Source organism: Zeaxanthinibacter sp. PT1 (assembly GCF_028464225.1).
Classification (GTDB): Bacteria; Bacteroidota; Bacteroidia; order Flavobacteriales; family Flavobacteriaceae; genus Zeaxanthinibacter.
This window is the reverse complement of the sequence record NZ_JAQPCN010000001.1, coordinates 281,105-298,972: the sequence shown is the minus strand read 5'-3', so window position 1 is coordinate 298,972 and position 17,868 is coordinate 281,105. Positions and strand designations below refer to the sequence as shown.

14 protein-coding genes are annotated in these 17,868 nt (G+C 46.9%); 7 read left to right on the top strand and 7 right to left on the bottom strand.

All coding sequences use genetic code 11. From position 1 onward, the window contains the following. Positions 1-16 precede the first annotated feature (16 nt). Positions 17-1,837, top strand: a complete 1,821-nt coding sequence (locus PP178_RS01335) for a cytochrome c oxidase subunit I (RefSeq protein ID WP_272592507.1) — start codon at positions 17-19, stop codon at positions 1,835-1,837. Positions 1,838-1,925: 88 nt separating this feature from the next. On the opposite strand, the gene PP178_RS01330 is transcribed toward PP178_RS01335, so the two are convergent. Beyond that, on the bottom strand, positions 1,926-2,648 hold the full coding sequence (locus PP178_RS01330; RefSeq protein WP_272592506.1) for a DUF6503 family protein: 723 nt from the start codon (positions 2,646-2,648) through the stop codon (positions 1,926-1,928). 170 nt (positions 2,649-2,818) lie between these two features. On the opposite strand from PP178_RS01330, the gene PP178_RS01325 reads away from it, so the two are divergent. The 6 genes from PP178_RS01325 to PP178_RS01300 all read left to right on the top strand — a co-directional run bounded on the left by PP178_RS01325 (position 2,819) and on the right by PP178_RS01300 (position 9,264). Beyond that, entirely contained in the window at positions 2,819-3,643 is an 825-nt protein-coding gene (locus tag PP178_RS01325; protein ID WP_272592505.1) for a GIN domain-containing protein, read from the top strand. 105 nt (positions 3,644-3,748) lie between these two features. Then, positions 3,749-4,810: a pyridoxal-phosphate dependent enzyme gene (locus PP178_RS01320; RefSeq protein ID WP_272592504.1), complete on the top strand. Its 1,062-nt coding sequence runs from the start codon at positions 3,749-3,751 to the stop codon at positions 4,808-4,810. Positions 4,811-4,814: 4 nt separating this feature from the next. Continuing rightward, positions 4,815-5,885 (top strand): DUF1611 domain-containing protein, encoded by a 1,071-nt coding sequence (locus PP178_RS01315; RefSeq protein ID WP_272592503.1) that lies wholly within the window; start codon positions 4,815-4,817, stop codon positions 5,883-5,885. After that, positions 5,882-7,402 carry a hypothetical protein gene (locus tag PP178_RS01310; protein ID WP_272592502.1) on the top strand — a complete coding sequence of 507 codons (1,521 nt, stop codon included), beginning with the start codon at positions 5,882-5,884 and terminating at the stop codon, positions 7,400-7,402. Before PP178_RS01315 ends, PP178_RS01310 begins: the two co-directional genes overlap by 4 nt. Further along, on the top strand, positions 7,389-8,189 hold the full coding sequence (locus PP178_RS01305; RefSeq protein WP_133642369.1) for a creatininase family protein: 801 nt from the start codon (positions 7,389-7,391) through the stop codon (positions 8,187-8,189). The genes PP178_RS01310 and PP178_RS01305 overlap by 14 nt, the downstream gene beginning before the upstream one ends. A gap of 4 nt (positions 8,190-8,193) precedes the next feature. Continuing rightward, complete coding sequence (locus PP178_RS01300) at positions 8,194-9,264, top strand: mandelate racemase/muconate lactonizing enzyme family protein (RefSeq protein ID WP_272592501.1); 1,071 nt, start codon at positions 8,194-8,196, stop codon at positions 9,262-9,264. A 9-nt stretch (positions 9,265-9,273) separates the two neighbouring features. Here PP178_RS01300 and PP178_RS01295 read toward each other — a convergent pair whose 3' ends face one another. The 6 genes from PP178_RS01295 to PP178_RS01270 are packed head-to-tail and all read right to left on the bottom strand — an operon-like array spanning position 9,274 to position 17,833. Then, positions 9,274-11,007, bottom strand: a complete 1,734-nt coding sequence (locus tag PP178_RS01295) for an efflux RND transporter periplasmic adaptor subunit (RefSeq protein ID WP_272592500.1) — start codon at positions 11,005-11,007, stop codon at positions 9,274-9,276. 41 nt (positions 11,008-11,048) lie between these two features. Then, on the bottom strand, positions 11,049-11,534 hold the full coding sequence (locus PP178_RS01290) for a DUF305 domain-containing protein (RefSeq protein WP_272592499.1): 486 nt from the start codon (positions 11,532-11,534) through the stop codon (positions 11,049-11,051). Positions 11,535-11,549: 15 nt separating this feature from the next. After that, positions 11,550-12,260, bottom strand: coding sequence for a PepSY domain-containing protein (locus tag PP178_RS01285; RefSeq protein ID WP_272592498.1), 711 nt, complete (start codon positions 12,258-12,260; stop codon positions 11,550-11,552). Positions 12,261-12,291: 31 nt separating this feature from the next. Beyond that, the gene (locus tag PP178_RS01280; RefSeq protein WP_272592497.1) at positions 12,292-12,840 is read right to left on the bottom strand and encodes a DUF3347 domain-containing protein; all 549 of its coding nucleotides are present in this window, start codon (positions 12,838-12,840) and stop codon (positions 12,292-12,294) included. Between the two features lie 11 nt (positions 12,841-12,851). Beyond that, on the bottom strand, positions 12,852-14,069 hold the full coding sequence (locus PP178_RS01275) for a TolC family protein (RefSeq protein ID WP_272592496.1): 1,218 nt from the start codon (positions 14,067-14,069) through the stop codon (positions 12,852-12,854). Continuing rightward, positions 14,066-17,833, bottom strand: a complete 3,768-nt coding sequence (locus PP178_RS01270) for an efflux RND transporter permease subunit (RefSeq protein ID WP_272592495.1) — start codon at positions 17,831-17,833, stop codon at positions 14,066-14,068. Before PP178_RS01270 ends, PP178_RS01275 begins: the two co-directional genes overlap by 4 nt. Positions 17,834-17,868: the final 35 nt, after the last annotated feature.

The window sequence follows — 17,868 nt, the reverse complement described above, 5'->3', positions numbered from 1 at the left end:
TACAAATTATCTGATTATGTCAGCAATAGTTCAAGAGCATACTGAAGATCATGCACATGATCACGGGCATCATCATAAAGAGACCTTCATCACGAAGTATATCTTTAGCCAGGATCACAAGATGATTGCCAAGCAGTACCTGATTACAGGACTGATCATGGGATTCATCGGTATCGGGATGTCTTTACTGTTCCGGATGCAACTTGCTTTTCCCGGAGAATCCTTTTTATTATTTGAATGGTTCCTGGGAGACTGGGCTCCGGATGGCGTTATGGATGCTGATATTTACCTGGCTCTGGTCACCATACACGGTACCATCATGGTATTCTTTGTATTGACAGCAGGTTTAAGTGGTACTTTCAGTAACCTGCTTATTCCGCTTCAGATCGGTGCACGGGATATGGCTTCAGGATTCCTGAACATGATATCGTATTGGTTGTTCTTCATCTCCAGTGTCATCATGGTTTCTTCTATCTTTATTGAAGCAGGACCTGCAGCGGCCGGATGGACGATCTACCCGCCATTAAGTGCATTACCTATGGCTCAACCCGGTTCCGGACTTGGGATGACCCTTTGGTTAGTTTCCATGGCGATCTTTATTGCCTCTTCATTGATGGGTTCATTGAATTATATCGTAACCGTAATCAACCTGAGAACAAAGGGAATGTCTATGACGCGTTTGCCTTTGACCATCTGGGCATTCTTCGTAACGGCCATCATCGGTGTGATCTCTTTCCCCGTACTGTTGTCTGCTGCGTTGTTACTGATCATGGACCGTAGTTTTGGTACATCTTTCTTCCTGTCGGATATCTTTATACAAGGAGAAGTATTGCATTACCAGGGGGGTTCTCCGGTCTTATTTGAACACTTGTTCTGGTTCTTAGGTCACCCCGAAGTATATATCGTATTACTTCCTGCACTGGGAATCACTTCCGAGGTGATGTCGACCAACGCGCGTAAACCTATTTTCGGTTACAGGGCCATGGTTGCTTCTATCCTTGCTATTGCGTTCTTATCGACCATCGTATGGGGTCACCATATGTTCATCTCCGGGATGAACCCATTCCTGGGATCGGTATTTACCTTTACAACCCTGCTGATCGCAATCCCATCTGCGGTAAAAGCATTTAATTATATCACTACCCTATGGAAAGGTAATCTGCAGTTAAACCCTGCTATGCTGTTCTCTATAGGATTGGTATCTACCTTTATTACAGGGGGACTAACAGGGATTATCCTTGGGGATAGTACACTGGATATTAACGTACATGATACTTACTTCGTGGTTGCTCACTTCCACCTGGTAATGGGAATCTCTGCTCTCTACGGATTATTTGCAGGGGTGTACCATTGGTTCCCTAAAATGTTCGGAAAGATGATGAACAAGAACCTGGGTTACGTTCACTTCTGGGTAACAGCTGTGTGTGCTTACGGAGTATTCTTCCCTATGCACTTTGTAGGGATGGCCGGGGTGCCAAGACGTTATTACGAAAATACTGCTTTCCCGATGTTCGATGAACTGACGGATGTACAGATACTGATGACCGTGTTCGCCCTGATTGCTGGTGCAGCACAGTTGGTTTTCGCTTATAACTTTGTCCACAGTATTTTCTACGGAAGACCTGCAGAGCAGAATCCATGGAAATCGAACACACTGGAATGGACAGCTCCTGTAAAGCATTTTCACGGGAACTGGGAAGGCGAAATTCCACATGTACACCGTTGGGCTTACGATTACAGTAAGACCTGGGATAACGGCGACTATATCATCCCCGGGCAGGATTATGTGCCACAACATATCCCGCTTCAGGAGAACGAAGAAGAGCTGCAGCATTGATGCACTCCTAATAAATACAAAAGCCCACCTGTCAAGGATGGGCTTTTTTATTGTACCTGGTTCAAACACCGCTCGCTGCTTTTAATGACTATTGCAGCGGTTCTGATTTGGTCAGCGTATCCGTGCCTAAATGCTTGTCATTTTTGTTGTAGTACCATTTCCTGACCTTGGGCATCTTTATCGTCCCCACATTTTCTATTTCGCTCAGGAGAATATATTCCCCATCATTTTTGGATTCATCATGGAAAAACTGGTAAACCTCCATGGCATAGGTTTCAGGGTCAAAATAAAAATACCAGGTGTCCTTCCCAACCGCTTCATCATAGGTGACCTTTAAGACCTTATATTCCTTGCCTTTAAATTCTTTAGTGGCCACTGTGGGGCTTAGTTGTGTGCCTTTATCTTTTAGCTTCATAGGCAGACCGTATAAATACTGGTAATAGTTCTTCATACTCTCTGCACGCTCACAATTTAAGCGATGTGTTTTCTTCTCTTCTTCGGAGATATCCGTACTGCCGTTAAGCATCAGGCTGCATTCGCCTTTTACCAGGGTATATTGGCTGACATCATCTCCATTCTCAGACCTTAGGCTGAAATATTCCTTTGGCAGATCAATTGTAACCTCGCTTAGCCTCTTCCTGTCGTCCGGGTAAGTCATCGTTATAAATAGTTTCTGCTGTAGGGTATCCCACTTCCCGTCAGGATCGTGGTAAGCTATTGCGTTGTCTAATAGTTCTTGTGTCGACAAGGATTGGGCTTCTGCATGGGAGAGGCCCATCAGGAATAGGAAGGCGTACAAATATTTAATCATGATTCAGGGTTGTTTAGGCTCAATATTGACCGGATAACAATAACAAGATGAGCTAATATAAGAGAATTGAAATGAAAACGACAATCCGTACTATCACATACGTATATCGCATAATTATGATATATTAGAGGGTAGTTCCCGGCTGTTCCGGGGGCTTAAAACCAGTTAGTGTGAAGAAGTTTCTTTTAATCCTTATATTATTTTCCGTTGCATCCACTTATGCCCAGCGAAAACCAAAGATCAAGGGGAGCAGGGAAGTGGTAGAGGTGCGTGAAAGCCTGGCATCCTTTAATGCCCTGGTCTTATCCGATGATATTGAAATCACCCTGGAAAAGGCATCAGAACCGGGTTTTATTATCAGGGCAGATGACAACCTCATAGATATATTCAAATTCAGGGTAGAGGACAGTACCCTGGTGGTGAGTTCCTTCTACAAGGTTAGGGCTAAAAAGAAACTGGAGATTATTGTGCAATTCAATGAACTGAATAGTATCAGTGCAGATGATGGATATATTACGGCAAAGGATGTGATCGTCTCTAATACCGTGGAGATACAACTAAAAGGTTCTGCCAAGATGAAATTAGATGCCAGGGCCTCCTTTGTACAGATCAATCAGAAAGGAAACAGTTCCGGGGAGTTTAACGTGGATTCGGATTCGCTCCAGGTATATGCCAAGGATAAGGCCGATCTTAAATTATATACAACTGGTGAAGCTATCGCCATGGATATGGCAGAGAATGCAAAAGCAAAACTGGAAGGGCGAACGGGAATCATGCGGGCTAACCTCCGTGATAATGCAGACCTCGATGCGGAGAAAATGGAAGCCGGGCTGGTCAGGGCGGTATTGTCCGGGTCTCCTGCGGCGGAGATCAATGCGAGTAGTGAATTTGAACTGGATTCCAGTGGCTCATCCAAGACATATTTATATGGATCCCCGGTTATTTCTATTAGCGCCTTCAGGGATTCTTCCGTGCTGTCCAAGCGCGGCAACTGAACAGGTCCGGATGAGGGGTCAATAAATTTGTCTTGTCGCGCTCAAAAATTATAACTTCAACATAAAGAAAAAAGGTAATTTCATCTTGGGAATTACCATGATTATATGAATTTAAAAGACGGTGTTAAAACAGCGGAGAATAAGGTTTCTGCGGAAGCTAAAAAACTGAGTGCCTTTGTCAGGGATGACAGTAAAAGCCTCATTGATCGATTGGAATGTTACGAGGATATCATCAACCTGGAAGTTGGAGATACCGGGCTTAACCGCGCAAAGAACCTGGAGAGGGAGTTCAATATCCGGCAATTATATATTAAATACGAAGGAGATAATCCTACCGGGACACAGAAAGACCGCATTGCCTTTGCACAGGTATATGATGCACTGAGGCGCGAGTTTGATACCGTTTCCCTGGCTACCTGTGGTAATTACGGGGTGGCCGTAGCTCTCGCCGCAAACCTGGCAGGCCTGGGTTGCCGAATTTATATCCCGGATTCCTACAATACCGAAAGATTCGAGGAAATGGAAGCCCTTGGGGCGGATATTGTACAGATGAAGGGCAGCTATGAGGATGTGGTGCGAGAGAGCACTATTCTTGCCCAACAGCACCAATGGTATGATGCTAACCCGGGTGGGGTGAATACACCACTGCAGATCACGGCATACTCTCAAATGGCTTTTGAACTGGTGGAAGATCTGGGTGATGCCCCAAAATTCTGTGCCTGCCCCGTCTCTAACGGGACACTGCTGGCCGGGATATACCGTGGTTTTGTAAGCCTCTATAAACGAGGAAAAACTTCCCGCATCCCAAAAATGATAGCTGCATCTTCAACTAGGAAAAACCCTATTGTTTCTTCCTTCCGTTCCGGGCTGGATTATTGTAAAGACCTGAACCCGGAGGCTATCCGGGAAACGAAGTACAATGAGCCCCTGGTGAACTGGCATAGTTTTGATGGGGAGGAAGCCCTGTATGCAATCCGGCAGTCTGGCGGTGATGCATTTAATATCAGTGATAGGAAAATGAAGGAGATGAGTACTTTTCTCCTGAAAAAAGAAGGGATGCGGATATTGCCCGCATCTACTGCAGGCTTGATCGCTCTGCTTGAAATGAATGAGACACAGAATTTTGAACCCGACAGGTATGTTGCAGTACTGACGGCAAAACACTAATAGCATGAAAAGAACGATAGATGGAAAAGCCCTGGTGTACTGCGAGGGCGCCTTTAATACTCCCAATGGCAAGACTGCACATGGCCTGGTCCGCTTTACAGAGCGGTACGAGGTGGTAGGGGTTCTGGATGAAAAGTACGCCGGTGGTGATGCCGGAGAGATACTGGATGGCAGGCCCAATGGCATCCCTGTATTTAAAGACCTGGGAGAGGCTGTGGAAAAACTGGGCACCGAAAACCTCCCTCAAAGTTTGGTCATAGGCCTGGCACCTGATGGTGGGCGGCTACCCAAGGTGGCGAAGGCAACCATTAAAAAAGCCTTGGAATTAGGTTGGAATGTGGACAGCGGGCTGCACGATTTCCTGACTAATGATACTGAGCTGACAGCCCTGGCAGCAGAGAAAGGCCTTCGGATCAGGGATGTGCGCAAGACTCCGGACCGGGACCAGCTTCATTTCTTTACCGGGGACATAGAAAAAGTGGATTGCCTGAAGCTGGCGGTACTGGGGACAGATTCTGCCCTGGGAAAAAGAACTACTTCCTGGATACTGGTACATGCTTTCCGGGATGCCGGGCTTAAGGCAGAGATGATAGGTACAGGGCAAACAGCCTGGATGCAGGGAGCCAAATACAGTATGGTGATGGATAGTTGTATCAACGATTTTGTCTCCGGGGAGATTGAACATGCCGTGGTAAGTGCCTGGGAAAATGAAAAACCGGATGTCGTGGTTATCGAAGGGCAGGGCAGCCTAATGAACCCGGCCTATCCCGGGGGATTCGAGATTCTCGCGGCGGGGAGGCCGGATTACGTGATCCTTCAGCACGCACCTAAAAGAGAAGAGTACGACGGCTTCCCCGGCTATAAGTTACACTCCCTGGAAGAACAGATCAACGCAATAGAAGTGATCTCCGGGAAAAAGGTGATAGCCATAACCGTCAACCATGAGATGATGGAAAAAGATGAGATCCGCCCGGCCTGTGAGGCGATCACTAAAGAGACCGGTATCCCGGCCTATGATGTCCTTGAGTATGGTGCAGGGGAACTTGTAGAATTGCTGAAAAATTACCTCCCATGAGCAATATTCGCTCTCTCTTGGTTCTCGATACCCTGAAAGTTCATCAGATAATGGTAGAGCCTAAGCGGGTAAAAGCGACCTATACGGTGGTACAAAAGGATGGTTCGTCACAGAGTAATGAACTTATTTATTCTTACGAAAGCCGGTATTTTGATCCCAAAGCCCCGGAAGATGTTAACCTGGCCTCGATGATGGTGGCACAGGTGGCTCTGAATTACGGCTTGTTCTTCGAGAAGATCGTCTTTGACGGCTTATTTGATGAGACCGATAAAAGGTTCCTGAGGGATATGATGGAGAACACTTCGCGCGAGATCCTGGTGAATAAGTTCTTTGCCAGGAACGAATTCCTAAAAACGCCTTTTGACCAGATCCGGCCCGAAAAGATGGAACGCTATACGGCAGCTGAGATCATCTTTGACAATACCGTTTTCCGGGAGATGAAACCTGAAAAGAGAAATTACAGTACCGATAAGAATCAATATGCTATCCTGAGCAGCGGGGGGAAAGACAGTCTTCTTACCTACGGGATTGTAAAGGAGCTAGGGGAAGCCCACCCGGTATACATCAACGAATCAGGTCGCCACTGGTACACTGCTGTTAATGCACATAAATATTTCAAGGAGATAGAACCCAATACCGTGAAACCATGGTGTAACAGCGACCGGATTTTCAACTGGATGGTTCGGCAGATGCCGTTTATCAAGGAAAATTTCCAGAATATCCGCGCCGATATTTACCCTATCCGCTTATGGACCGTAGCAGTCTTCCTCTTCGGGGTACTACCCGTGGTCCGGAAACGCAACATCGGCAATATCCTTATCGGGAACGAGTACGACACTACGGTCAAAGGAAACCACGACGGTATTACCCATTACCATGGCCTGTATGACCAGAGCAAGTATTTTGATAATGCCCTTACCCGGTATTACAAGAAAAAGCAATGGGATATACACCAATTTTCCATCCTGAGAAGCTTGTCAGAGCTGCTCATCCTGAAGATCCTGGTGAAACGCTACCCTGAGTTACAGCGCAGGCAGGTCTCCTGTCATGCAGCCCATGAACACCTGGGGACCATGCTGCCTTGTGGGAATTGTGAAAAATGCCGTCGGATTGTTGGAATGCTGAAGGCCCTGGATGAAGACCCTGGGCGCTGTGGGTATACTGAAGAACAGGTAGAACGTGGATTACAGGCACTGGCCAGCAGGAGTGTGAAACAGATCGGCAGCGATGCCGCACACCTATACCACCTGCTGCTTGATAAGGAGCTTATCCCGGCCAATGAACACACCACCAGATTGGCAAAAGAATACAGCGAGATCGTTAAGTTGCGCTTTGATAATGAGCGCAGTAACCTGCGGGATCTCCCTGAATATGTTCGCCGGCCACTATTTGATATTCTCGGTAAATATTCCGGGGGTGCAGTGCAACTACGGGAGCGGAAATGGCATACCTTCGCTCTTGAAAATGAGCCTTTTGAGGTTCCCTATTTTTTAAACAAAGAACATGACACCCATTAATGAAAAAGCCAGCTTTTTGTGGGAGCACAAATCCTGGCCCGAAATAGAAGATTACCTGAAAACCACGGACACGGTTATCCTGCCCTGTGGTGCAATAGAACAGCACGGACCTCACCTGCCGGTAGATATTGATTACTTTGATGCCAAGTACATGGCATACAAGGTTGCGGAAGCCTGCCAGGACCCAAAACCCCTGGTGCTGCCTACTATTCCTTTCGGGGTATCGTACCACCACGAAGACTTTAAAGGAACCCTGAGTGTCACCAACGATGCGCTTTCAAGGTTCGTGTATGATATCGGGATGGGGCTTGCCAAGAACGGGATCAAGAAAATCATCATCCTGAACGGGCACGGGGATAATGCCCCGACTTTATCCTACGCAGCCCAGATGATCAACCGGGATGCAAAAATTTTCGTGTGTGTGGATACAGGGGAAACCAGTGATGTGGACCTGTACAGGCTAATAGATACACCAAACGATATACATGCCGGTGAAATTGAGACCAGTACAACCCTGGCTGTAAGACCGGATATGGTCGACATGTCTAAGGCCGTAAACCAGACCCTTGAATTCGGTAGTAAATTTCTCGACTACGACAATGAGCAGGGCGTCAGTTGGTATGCCCATACCCATAAACTTTCCCAAAGCGGGGTCATGGGTGATGCTACCAAAGCTACGGCAGAAAAGGGAGAGATAATGTGGCAGCTGATGATCAGGAACATGGTAAAATTCGTGGAATCAATCAAGAGCACCCCGTTAGAAGATCTATACCAGAAAAGGTACTAGGCCTATGAAGATCACCAAAGTGACCTATCAACGGCTGGACCTTAAATTGTCAGAGCCGTATACCATTGCTTATGAAACCGTAAGCAGTGCCACGAATTTCATCCTGAAACTGGAGACCGATACCGGCCTTGCCGGCTATGGCTGTGCCTGTCCGGACGGTTTTGTTACCGGGGAGACTAATGAGGAGGTGACCCAGGCTATAAAAGAGATCATCAGTCCTTACCTGAAACAGAAGGATCCTTTTACCTATGCCCTTATTATTGAAGAATTAAAAAGGATGCTGCCCGGTAAATCCTCAACACTGGCCATGGTGGATATTGCCTTATTTGACCTGGTATCTAAGAAAGCAGGGGTTCCATTATATAAGTTTTTAGGGGGGTATAAAAGCAGTATTCCGACCAGTGTAACGATCGGGATCTTGCCGGTAGCGGATACCATAGCCCATGCCCGTGAATGGGTAAAGGCAGGTTTTTTTGTCCTAAAAGTAAAAGGCGGGAAGTCCCTGGAAGAGGATGTGGAGAAAATGACCAGGTTAAGAGAAGTTTTCCCCGATGTCTTATTGCGGTTTGACGGCAACCAGGGTTATTCGGTGGCGGAGGCCATTTCGTTTGTAAGACAGACTGCCACGGTAGGCATTGAGATCTTTGAACAACCGACCAGAGTTGGAGGGGAAGAAAGCCTGGGCGAAGTAACCCAGCATGTGACCCTGCCCGTGATGGCCGATGAGAGTATCAAAACCCTGGCCGATGCATTCCGCCTGGCTCAGAATGAACGGGTAGACATGGTGAACATCAAGATCATGAAGGTTGGAGGGATCATGGAAGCACTGCATATTAATTCTGTCGCTAAATCTGCGGGCCTCGAAGCCATGGTAGGTTGTATAGACGAGTGCAGTCTTGGGATAGCCGCGGGTTTACATTTTGCGCTCAGCAGGGCAAACGTTGAATACGCAGACCTGGATGGACATATGGATATCATCGGGGATCCTTTTAAAGGATTGTTCCGGTTGAAGGACGGAATTCTTTATCCCGGTGAAAGCCCCGGACTGGGAGATCTGTCCGGGTATGCTTTCTGAGGCTAATGATTACTCCTGTCCTAAGGAATCTATGACACTACCGCAGCTGAGCATGGCATCCCCATAATAAGGGTTCCTGACCTGTTTATCCTTACTGAGCCATAGCGCACCTTGGTTATTATTTGCCATAGGACACTGTACGATATATAGCTCTTCAGGAAGATTGTTGGTGTTTTTTGCGAGCGCAATCAGGTTTTCGTTAAGTATTACGAAATGTTCCCGTTGGTTGTCAAGGATTTCATTTCCGGCAATGGCCTCCAGCATTCGTATGCTTTTCTGCAGGTGATCCCGGGCCATGCCGTGTAGCGAGGACTTCCCTTCATTCAAAGCTTTCAGGGTCTGCCTGGCAGATTCACTTCCAGCCTCCGTATTCCCCGCTACCAATGCCTCCTGAAGGCGTAAATATTGCGGTAAAGCCTTTGTGAAAAATTTGGCGAAGGAATCAGAAACTTCCATATCCATGTCGTACATGGTGGCATGTCCCTCGCTGAGCTGGGGCGGATTCATCATACTACTCTTAGATTGCAATTGAGCTGCGGCATCCACGGTAAAGGTACCGTTGGTTACAACATACTCTCCGGGTTTAAGGCCCTCGGTGACCATGTACTGATCCCCAATCCTGCTGCCCAGTCTTACCTCGCGCATTTCAAATACGGGTTGCCCTGCTTCTGTCTGTACATACACCACGGATCGTTCCCCGGTCCACATCACAGCACTGGCGGGTACTTGTAATTGTTGTGTGGTCCCCGTAGCAGGGTCCGTTTCAACTCGGCCAGTTAAGAACATTCCGGGTTTTAGTAAGCCATCTCTATTAGGTAAGGTAGCCCGGATACTCAGCGTTCGGGATCTATTATCCATTACGGGATCTATAAACGAGATGCGTCCCTCAAGCTCATGCTCCGGGTAAGCCCTTGGCGTAATGCGAATACTTTGCCCTTTACTGAACTGGCCAATCTGATTTTCATACACATCAAAGGAGGCCCAGACGGTATCGAGGTTACTGACCTTGACAATGGGTTCGCCTTGTTTGATGAAATCACCTTCGGCAGCCATAATTTCCGTAACAGTACCATTGACCGTTGCGTAGATCGGGAATTCTTCCCGTATCTTACCACTGTTTTCTATCTCGTTGATCTGCTTCTCAGTCAGTTTCCAGTTTTTGAGCTTATTTCTGACAGCATTATAGAGTCCTGGCTGAGTGCCTTTCAGGTTCTTCGAAGTGAGCAGTTCCTGTTGTGCGGCAACCAGTCCCGGTGAATAGATGGTGGCGAGCAACTGTCCTTTCCTGACTTCCTGTCCGGTGTAATTGATATTCAATTTTTCAATGCGGCCGTCAAAATAACTGGCTTGAATTGCATTGGCTTCCTCGTTCTTCCTGATCTTTCCTGAAAGTCGGACCGTATTCTCACCTGTATCGGCCCCGCTACCAATCTGGCTAGTCCTGATATTGGCAAGGGCCATAGCGTTATCAGTCATTCGGAATTCCAGTGCTCCTGCAGTTGCATCCCCGGAATCGGCTGGGATGAGATCCATGCCGCAAATAGGACAATCTCCCGGTTCAGGACTTTGGATCTGGGGGTGCATAGAACAGGTCCACATACCATCCTCATTCGTGCTGTCGTGTTCATGGGTGTCTGCTGCTTCACCGTTTTTCTCGGTGGAGGCAGCAGTTCCGAAGATCAGGTAGCCTAAGAATAAACCTGCTGCGAGGGTCAGAATTATGACAATTACTTTTTTATTCATTATTTAGATATTGAAAAGCGAACCTATCGGTCATACTTTTATTATTCGTCACTGTTTTCCAAACGATAGATCATTTTTTTCATCTGGGCGATTTCCCGTTCCTGGGCTTCAATGATCTCCTTAGCCAGTTTCCGTGCTTCGGGGTCCTTAAGGTCAGCTTTCTGGCTAACCATAATAGCCGAAGAATGATGTGGAATCATCGCCTTCATCCACTGCACATCGGAGATGAATACCTGTTGACGCAGCCCGTATAAAGTAGCGATAAAGAGTAAAGCTGAGCCACCCAGGATAATGTAATTCAGTTTCTTGTCCTTGTACATTCCCCACATGAATAACATCATGGAAATTGCCATGGGAGCTATCATCAGTATTGTCATATAGGTCCTGGTATTACTGAGCATCACATGATCAAATACATCGGCGTTGAGAAACATAACGGCGTACATGATTACAAAGGACACAGCCATCATCAAGCCGAACTTAGCATATGGCTTTTTGGAGTTCTTGTTTTTATCTTCTGTATTCATTTTTACTAGTGATTTTTAGGTTAACACTTTTTTCTTCCATTTACGCATGGTTGGTGAACTGGTGTACCATAAAAGGAATCCACTGAATACGGTTATTAATCCCAGCAGGGAGAAAGCTCTCAGGATAATGGTATTAAAATTGTCCCTTCCCTGGTAATCCATGGTATGGGTCATCCACAGGAAATCGAACCACCTCCAGTCCCGGTAGCGCACCGTCTGGAATTCTCCATTGGCGATGGCCACATAGGCTTTCAGGTTGTTATCCGAATTATAGGATATCTCGTAGGCAGGTAGTGGTCTTCCCCTGTACTCGTGGTGAGCATCCACTTCCTCGATCCGGGTTATTTCTGCGACCTCAAGTTCCGGGGACATAAACCTGTCTGCTATAACTAAAGCCTCCTGTGCGGTTATCCCATTGCGCTTTTCACCTGTCCTGGCATTGTACAGTTCAGATTGATTGATCCAGAAATGGGGGATGCCGGCTACACTTAAAAGTCTTAAACTGCTGATCGTATCAAGCTGGGGCATATTGGGTGCAGCCATTAGATCGGAAAAGTTACGTGGCAGGGGCTCTTCTCTCCGGAAATGATCCCCGTGTATCTCATCAATATCTGTCCAGCTGAAATACATACCGCTGATCGTCCACATCAGGAATTGTATCCCGAGGAATATCCCTAGATACCTGTGTGTCTTTCGGATGCGGATTGCTGTCTTTCGTTTTACCATCTGTTAAAAATAGTTTGGTTGGTTAAGTATATTATTGCTTTGGTTTGATCGTTTCTTCTACTTTTCCGCATTTCAGCATTTTGCTGCCGAAATAAGGGTTCCTTATTTCCGGAACATCAGAATACCAGTAGGCTCCTTTATTGTTGAATGCCATAGGGCAGTATTGTTTATAAATGGTACCGCCAGATAAGGCCTCTGCAAACAGTGGGCCTGCTTTTTCAGTGATCTCAGAAAAAACCTTTATCTGCTCTTCTATGTTTTCAGCGGTTTCTAAACGTTCTGCGAGGGTTTTTAATTCGGGTTTGGCCTCACCAAATCCCTCTGCCATATTGCCTGCCGCCGTAGATGCTGCTTTAGCGTCGTCCTGGGTTAATGCCATCTTTGTTTCCAGGTAATTGTGCCAGACCTTCCCGGTCATGCCATCTGCAAACTCCTGATCGGCTATATCTGCTGTCATTTTTTCTTCTTTCTTCACTTCCTCAGGGCTGTTCAACTCAACTTCCTGTTGTTTTTTGTCGTCCTTACAGCCGATCAGGGCCAGGGTTAAAAGGAAAGCTGTAGTTGCAATAGTTCTTCTCATTGTTATAGTATTTATTGGGTTAAATAATTAATAATTGCACTCTTCTCGTAATAAGTTCTGACTGCTTCTGTCAGTTTGTTCTGAAATCGCAGATGCATTTCCTGAATATCGAGGATTTCGTTAAAATCTATTGTTCCTGTTTCGTAATTTTTTAACAGGATATCTTCTACCTGCCTCACCTGGTGCAGGTTTTCTTCCAGGAGGCCATGGGTGACCCTGGCGGCATTTCTTTCGTGGATTGCCCTGGCCAGGGCAGACTGTAATTGGTTCAGTCGTTCCTGTCGCTGCAACTCCAACTCTGTTTGCCGCATTTCGTTCTGAACGGTCCTGGAGCGGAACTGCTTATTAAAAATGGGGATAGATAAGCTTACCATCGGCATTAAAATGTCTTTCCCATTCTCAGGGACGCTCATATCCGTCCGGTTAGCCACTGGGATGTAGTCAACACCAAACCCAAACATGGGTGCGGCCTCTTTTCGATTTAAAGCTTCCGCCCGGATCACGGACTTATATAATTTGTCAAAACGTACGAGCTCAGGATTCAATAGCAGGCCTTCGTTACTTATTTCCGGGTCATGTGACGGAATACCAAGAGAATCGGGAAAATTATAAGTGGTTTCTCCTTTGCGATTCAGAAGCGCGTCAAAACCAGCAGTCTCGGCCAGGATTTCCTGCTGTATGGTTCGTGACTCCTGTCGCAATTCGTTTTGGCGGATCTGAAGCCGAAGTACATCGGCCGCTGATGCGCTTCCCACTTCAACCGAAGTAATAGCGAGCCGCTCATAGGTTTCCAGCAGATCGATATTTTCCTGCAGGATAGCATCTTGTGCCTTTAAAGCCTGCAACTGGTAAAATGAACGGGCAACTTTCAGGATCAGTTCTCGTCTCTCTACCTGGTAATCTGTATACTCCGCTTCCGATAACACGGTGGCATACTTTTCCCTGGAGTTTATGGTTCCAAACCAAGGGAACATTTGGCGTGCAGCGAACCTGGCACGCTGAGGGCCCGTCCTGGTCTCCGGTTCACTCATAAAATAACTGGTGCTTAATTCTGTATTCGGAATCCAATTTGCTTCTTCCACTTTTTCTTGGGCAATTTTATATCGGGTTTCATAGGCCTTTAAACCCGGGTTTTCCGCGACTGCGATCCCGATATACGTCTGTAAGTCCTGTGCCTTTACATTAAAGCAGACCAGGATAAGCAGGAATGTTAGTAACGGATTTCTCATGACTTGCGAAATTTTAATTTTGTTTCCTTGTGCCAGCTGTACAACACCGGGACGATAAAATAAGAAGTGACGTCTATAATCATCCCACCAAAACTGGGGATGGCCATTGGGATCATAATATCACTACCCCTGCCCGTCGAGGTAAGAATAGGTAGTAAGGCAAGTACAGTGGTTGCCGTGGTCATCAGGCAGGCCCTTATCCTTTTGTTTCCCGCTTCCAGGGCAGCAGCACGAATCTCCTCCCGGGTTCCCGGTTCGTTCCTGTTAAAGGACTGGGTAAGGTAAGTAGCCATGATCACCCCGTCATCAGTGGCGATCCCGAACAAGGCGATAAATCCAACCCATACAGCCACACTGAGGTTTATAGTATGCATATTGAACAGATCGCGCATATTCTCTCCCAGCAGGCTGAAATTCAGGAACCAATCCTGCCCGTATAACCAGATCATAATAAAACCTCCGGCAAAGGCTACGGCTATCCCGCTGAAGACCATAAGCGAGGTGCTTACGGAACGGAATTGGAAATACAGTATCAGGAAGATGATCAGCAGGGATAATGGGACAACTATCGACAGGGTTTTTTCTGCCCTCAGCTGGTTCTCGTAAGTTCCTGTAAAGGCATAGTTGATTCCTTTAGGAACTACTAATTCTCCACTGCTTATTTTAGCTTGAATCAAAGCCTGTGCATTCTCTACCACATCTACCTCTGCATAGCCGTCCATTTTATCAAAAAGCACATAACCCACCAGGAAAGTGTCTTCGCTCTTGATGACCATTGGACCTCTCTCATAACGGATTTCCACCAGGTCCCCCAAGGGTATGGGGCTGCCGTCCTTGACCGGCACATAGATCTTTTTCAGGTCTTCCGGGCTATCCCGGAGCTCCCTGGGGTAGCGCACCCGGACTGAATACCTTTCACGGCCTTCCACGGTCTGTGTCAGCGGCATACCTCCAATGGCAATACTCAGCACCTGTTGTACGTCATCTACGGTAACCCCGTAACGCGCTAACTGCTCCCTTTGTATATCGATGAGCAAATAGGGTTTTCCCACGATACGGTCTGCAAAAACGGCCTGGTCTTTTACGTCCTCTGCCTCTTTGAGTAAACTTTCCAGTTCCAGGCCAAAGGCTTCGATCTGCTCCAGGTCCTGGCCTTTTACTTTAATCCCCATGGGGGCCCGCATCCCGGTCTGTAACATCACCAGCCTTGTTTCAATAGGCTGAAGTTTAGGGGCAGATGTAACACCAGGTAGCCGGGTAGCAGTGACGATTTCATCCCAGATTTCATCCGGAGATCCTATATCCGGACGCCAGTTCCGGAAGTATTCCCCGTCTTTGTCAGGCACCAGGGCTGACCTGTTAAAACTCCATGGGTCCACCAGTATTTCTTCTGATTGATCCCCTTCATTTTCTAGCGGGGAATTCGGATTGGCCACCAGTTTCCCGTTGGCTAGCACAAAGTATCCATCGTCATTAACCTTATATCGTTGACGTTCTCCATGTTCATTGCGCTGGTATTCCGGGTAATACTGAATGATATTCTCATACATCGATAAGGGCGCAGGGTCCAGGGCAGATTCGGTCCGCCCGGCTTTCCCCACTACCGTGGAAACTTCAGGTATCGCAGCAACAGCCATATCCAATTGCTGAACAACCCGCTTGTTTTCCTCAACACCTGAGTGGGGCATGGAGGTGGGCATCAGTAAAAAGGACCCCTCGTTCAAAGAGGGCATAAATTCTTTGCCCGTATTAAACATGATAATGGTCCCCAAAGTCACAATAGTGATGGGGATCATGATGAAGGCCAATTTGTGATCCAGCGCCCATTTGAGAATGGGGGTATAGTAATACCGCAGCGCCCAAAGAGATCCCAGGATAAGCGCACAGATCAGACAAACGAACAAAAGGTTGATGGCCACGGAACGGTCAAAACCAAGGGGACGCCAGTAGTTTGCCAACAAAAAGACGATAGTTACTATGGTCAGTAATACATTAAGCGCATTCTTTCGTTTTAAAAATATCGGGTTTAGCTTGAAATTAAAATTATCCAGGTCGTGAACAATATATAAAGCAGTCAGCAGTCCGTAAGCGACCAAGGTAAGTCCGATATAATATCCCGTTATGACTGCGGCTAACCCCAATACGATTAAAAAAATGTTCAGAATAAGTCTTGGGTAAAGACGGATCTTCCTCTTCTTAAAAATAAATGCTGCGAATGGGGGTAAAAGGAACAAGGCAATGATAATCGAGGCCGTAAGGGCCATCGTCTTGGTAAAAGCCAGGGGACGGAATAATTTTCCTTCCGCTCCTATCATAGTAAATACAGGGATAAAACTGATTATGGTGGTGAGTACCGCGGTGACTATAGCCCCGGAGACTTCGGCGGAGGCATTATAGACAATGTTGTTTATCGGTAGCTTGCCCTCATCCTCTTCCAAATGCCGGATAATATTTTCCACGAGGATGACCCCCACATCGACCATGGTGCCGATAGCAATTGCAATCCCTGAAAGTGCTACAATATTAGCGTCAACACCAAAATATTTCATGCTGATAAACACCATTAATACGGCAACCGGTAATAATCCGGAAATAAGCAGCGATGCCCTGAGGTTGAATACCATGATTACGATCACCAGTACAGTGATCAGGATCTCCATAGTAAGGGCTTCGTTCAGGGTACCCAGAGTTTCTTTGATCAATTCGGTCCGATCATAAAAGGGTACGATGGTCAATTGCGATGTTCGCCCGTCTTCCAGTACTTTAGATGGCATCCCGGACGATAGCTTGGAAATTTCGTCTTTGACATTATTGATCACTTCCAGTGGGTTTGCCCCATAGCGGGCTACCACTACACCACCAACCACTTCTGCGCCTTCCTTGTCTAATATCCCTCTCCTAACAGAGGGTCCTAAATGAACCCGGGCAATATCTTTTATCCTGATAGAGGTGAAGTCCTCTGATGCCACAACGGTATTGGCTATGTCATCAACCGACTTAACGTACCCAAGTCCGCGAACCAGGTATTCAGCCTTGTTTATCTCCAGGGTCTGGGCCCCGATATCCCGGTTGGATTGCCGGACGGCTTTGACCACCTCAGCCAGCTGTATGTTGTATTGCCGGAGTAATTCCGGGTCAACATCAACCTGGTATTCCTGTACATATCCACCAATGGAAGCCACTTCAGAGACACCACTGGCCGACGACAGGGCATATTTAATGTAATAATCCTGTACACTCCTCAATTCATGCAGGTCCCAGCCCCCGGTTACATTACCCGCTTCATCTCGCCCTTCAAGGGTATACCAATAAATTTGCCCTAATCCGGTTGCATCTGGTCCAAGTGCAGGGTTAACCCCTTCGGGTAATAAACCGGACGGAAGGGAATTGAGCTTCTCCAGGATCCGGCTTCGTGACCAGTAGAATTCCACATCCTCCTCAAAAATTATATAAATGCTGGAGAACCCGAACATGGAGGAGCTCCGAATGGTTTTAACACCGGGGATTCCCAAAAGTGAGGTAGTAAGCGGGTAGGTAATCTGGTCTTCAATGTCCTGTGGTGAACGCCCTTCCCATTTCGTGAAAACGATCTGCTGGTTCTCACCGATATCCGGGATAGCGTCTACAGCAACTGGGTCTGAAGGAAGGATACCGGTGTTCCAGTTGAAGGGTGCGTTTACAATACCCCAGCCTACAAAAAGGAGTAAGAGGAGAAAGGCGACTAATTTATTTTCGATCAGGAATTTAATGCTTCTATCCAGCATTGTATATAATTTAAACAGTTAACCAAAAGGTACAC

Coding starts and splice junctions, on each gene's coding strand:
- PP178_RS01330 (WP_272592506.1), bottom strand. CDS start 2,648: ATGATTAAATATTTGTACGCCTTCCTATTCCTGATGGGCCTCTCCCAT.
- PP178_RS01310 (WP_272592502.1), top strand. CDS start 5,882: ATGAGCAATATTCGCTCTCTCTTGGTTCTCGATACCCTGAAAGTTCAT.
- PP178_RS01275 (WP_272592496.1), bottom strand. CDS start 14,069: ATGAGAAATCCGTTACTAACATTCCTGCTTATCCTGGTCTGCTTTAAT.
- PP178_RS01320 (WP_272592504.1), top strand. CDS start 3,749: ATGAATTTAAAAGACGGTGTTAAAACAGCGGAGAATAAGGTTTCTGCG.
- PP178_RS01290 (WP_272592499.1), bottom strand. CDS start 11,534: ATGAATACAGAAGATAAAAACAAGAACTCCAAAAAGCCATATGCTAAG.
- PP178_RS01280 (WP_272592497.1), bottom strand. CDS start 12,840: ATGAGAAGAACTATTGCAACTACAGCTTTCCTTTTAACCCTGGCCCTG.
- PP178_RS01335 (WP_272592507.1), top strand. CDS start 17: ATGTCAGCAATAGTTCAAGAGCATACTGAAGATCATGCACATGATCAC.
- PP178_RS01300 (WP_272592501.1), top strand. CDS start 8,194: ATGAAGATCACCAAAGTGACCTATCAACGGCTGGACCTTAAATTGTCA.
- PP178_RS01295 (WP_272592500.1), bottom strand. CDS start 11,007: ATGAATAAAAAAGTAATTGTCATAATTCTGACCCTCGCAGCAGGTTTA.
- PP178_RS01305 (WP_133642369.1), top strand. CDS start 7,389: ATGACACCCATTAATGAAAAAGCCAGCTTTTTGTGGGAGCACAAATCC.
- PP178_RS01270 (WP_272592495.1), bottom strand. CDS start 17,833: ATGCTGGATAGAAGCATTAAATTCCTGATCGAAAATAAATTAGTCGCC.
- PP178_RS01285 (WP_272592498.1), bottom strand. CDS start 12,260: ATGGTAAAACGAAAGACAGCAATCCGCATCCGAAAGACACACAGGTAT.
- PP178_RS01315 (WP_272592503.1), top strand. CDS start 4,815: ATGAAAAGAACGATAGATGGAAAAGCCCTGGTGTACTGCGAGGGCGCC.